Raw genomic sequence first — 3,002 nt, 5'->3', positions numbered from 1 at the left:
ATCACTCACGATATAATCCACGTCTTTTTCAAATAACGTATGCGCACGTAATGCTGCATTGATGTGGTGTAGTAATGAAATATTCGCCGCAGAGAATAAGTTGTCCTCTTCGCTTAATAAGCCACGCTCTTTAAGCATTTCTTCAACTTTGATTTGACCGTTTTCAGTCAGTAATACTTGCTTGTTTTTTTCATCTACCGTGAAGTGACCATCACCGGTATATTCTTCGGTATCTTCTTTTTCTTGCTGTTCTAGCAATGGAATAATGGTATTGATCTTAGTGTATAACTCAGAGCTATTATCAGCTGGACCAGAAATAATAAGCGGGGTACGTGCTTCATCAATTAAGATTGAATCCACTTCATCGATTACCGCGTAGTATAACGGACGCATAACACGCTGTTGCGGTTCAAACGCCATGTTGTCACGTAGGTAATCAAAACCAAATTCATTATTGGTACCGTAAGTAACATCGGCAGCATAAGCGTCACGTTTAGCCATGTTATCCATGCCAGAAACGTTTAAACCAACGGTTAGCCCTAAAAATTCAAATAGTTCACGATTCCATTCTGCATCACGTGCAGCAAGATAATCATTCACGGTAATAATATGTACGCCTTTACCTGTTAAGGCATTTAAATAGGCGGGTAATGTTGCGGTGAGGGTTTTACCTTCACCGGTACGCATTTCGGCAATCTGGTTATTATTTAAAACCATACCACCCAGTAACTGTACATCGAAGTGGCGCATGCCAAATACACGTTTAGAGCCTTCACGAACAACCGCGAATGCTTCAGCTAAAATGCTATCAAGTGACTCACCAGCAGCTACACGTTGTTGAAAGTCAACTGTCTTTGCTTTTAGTTCTGCATCTGATAATGCTTCGAAATCTGCTTCTAATTGATTTACTTGTTTTACAACTTTGTGCAATTTTTTTAAAATGCGGTCATTGCGGCTACCGACTATTTTTGTAATTATATTAGTTAACATTTTATGACCAAAAGTTATTGTGAATCTATTTGAATTTAAAGCATTTTAGCGATAAACATAGCGTTTAGGATCGACTTGTCGTCCCGATTTTAGCACTTCGTAGTGCACATGAGGTCCAGTAGAGCGTCCTGAACTCCCCATAATAGCAATAGTTTGCCCTTTACCAACCACATCGCCTTCTTTTACCAGCAATTCTTTAGAATGCCCATAACGTGACGACAAACCATTTCCGTGGTTAATTTCGATTAATAAGCCATAACCCGAACGTTTTCCAGACCAGGTAACAATACCAGCGCCCGTGGCAATAATGTCCATGCCATTATCACCTGCAAAATCAACGCCTTTGTGCATAGTAGCACGCCCTGTGAAAGGGTCTTTACGCACACCATAAGGAGACGATAACCAAGAGCCACGTTGAATAACTGGACGTCCAGATAATACCGCCTCATCAGTTATATTGTGATTCAATAGCATAGTTTCAAGTAGTGACAGCTGATGTGTGCGATTATTTACTTCCAATGACAGTAAATCCATCTCTTCAAGCAAGGTTTGTAAATCAACAGCATAGCTTGAATCAGTATCAATCGGACCGCCAATTGCAGCTTTCCCTGTAAAATCAAATTCACCACGCGTTAAGTTAGCATTCTTAGCCAACTCATCACTCAGTAAACTCAAACGGTTAACTTCAGCTTGCATCATGCCAACTTTACTCGCAAATACCGCAATTTTCAAATCAGTTTCTTGACGTAAAGACAGGACTTGATCGGCTTGTTGCTGATATTTTTGCTGTGCTTTGGCAATCTTAAGTTGGATGGCTTGAGAAGAATAATTTGAATAGAGAAACCAAGAAGACGCGATCGAAACAGCAATAACAGCAATGAATGCAACTATTAACAAGTAGAGATTAAATAATTTAGAATAGGTATGTTTACTATTCGAGTAAGTAACTGTAACGCTCATAATCTTTTATTAACTAATGAATTTGTAACACTAAATATAAACAATTTGGTGTTAAAATTCTATCTGTATTTATCTCGAATCTGACTAACTCATGTCAGTTCGAGATACAACGCAGGTTTGGTTAGATTATAACGCCAGTTCTAAATTTGGTTCTAACCAACGAATTGGCGAATCTTGCGTTTCATCAACCGTGGTGAATTCCCACGCTTCTTGATTTGCAAGTAATGCTCTTAACAATAAATTATTCATGCCATGGCCAGTTTTGAATGCTCTAAACTCACCTAAGATTGAATGGCCTGATAAGTACAGGTCACCCACAGCATCAAGTACTTTATGCTTAACAAACTCATCGTCATAACGTAATCCGTCATCATTAAGAATACGGAATTCATCAATCACAATAGCATTATCTAAGCTTCCGCCGAGTGCCAGATTCTGTGATTGTAAGTATTCAATATCTTTCATGAAGCCAAAAGTACGTGCACGACTGATTTCTTGATGGAACCAATCACCTGAAAATTCTGCGCGAATATGCTGGTTTTGACCTTCAAATACCGGATGATCAAACTCAATCCGTAAATCCATGATAAAACCATGATTCGACGGTAAGAATTCAGCCCATTTATCACCATCTTCAACCCGGATCGGCTGTTTGATTTTAATAAATTTCTTCGCACAGTTAAGCTCTTCAATTCCCGCACTTTGCAGTAAGAAAATAAAAGGACTCGCACTGCCATCCATAATTGGAATTTCAGCTGCGTCTACTTCAATAATAATATTATCAATGCCTAGACCCGCTAATGCCGCATTAATATGCTCGACGGTAGAAATACGGTGACCATCTTCGCTAATGAGACAAGTACACAACATGGTATCTTTGACCATCTCTGCTGATGCTTTAAAATCAACAACCGGATCGAGATCGATACGACGATAAATAATACCAGTATTAGCGGCCGCAGGGCGCAGGTTTAGGGTAACCTTGTTGCCAGAATGCAGACCGATGCCGGTGCCACGTACCGCTTGTTTTAATGTTCTTTGTTTAATCATTA

Annotated in this window: 3 protein-coding genes; all 3 read right to left on the bottom strand. The window is 39.4% G+C overall.

The window, feature by feature from the left end; genetic code table 11:
• Positions 1-990, bottom strand: a 990-nt coding sequence (locus tag PE36_RS23245; RefSeq protein ID WP_006034565.1) for a DEAD/DEAH box helicase, incomplete at its 3' end; no start/stop codon positions are given.
• Between the two features lie 45 nt (positions 991-1,035).
• Complete coding sequence (locus PE36_RS23240) at positions 1,036-1,950, bottom strand: M23 family metallopeptidase (RefSeq protein ID WP_006034564.1); 915 nt, start codon at positions 1,948-1,950, stop codon at positions 1,036-1,038.
• A 126-nt stretch (positions 1,951-2,076) separates the two neighbouring features.
• The gene (lpxC, locus tag PE36_RS23235; protein WP_006034563.1) at positions 2,077-3,000 is read right to left on the bottom strand and encodes a UDP-3-O-acyl-N-acetylglucosamine deacetylase; all 924 of its coding nucleotides are present in this window, start codon (positions 2,998-3,000) and stop codon (positions 2,077-2,079) included.
• Positions 3,001-3,002: the final 2 nt, after the last annotated feature.

Origin of the sequence: Moritella sp. PE36 (assembly GCF_000170855.1) — a bacterium.
In the GTDB taxonomy this organism is placed as follows: Bacteria; Pseudomonadota; Gammaproteobacteria; order Enterobacterales; family Moritellaceae; genus Moritella.
This window is presented reverse-complemented; position numbering and strand designations above follow the sequence as displayed.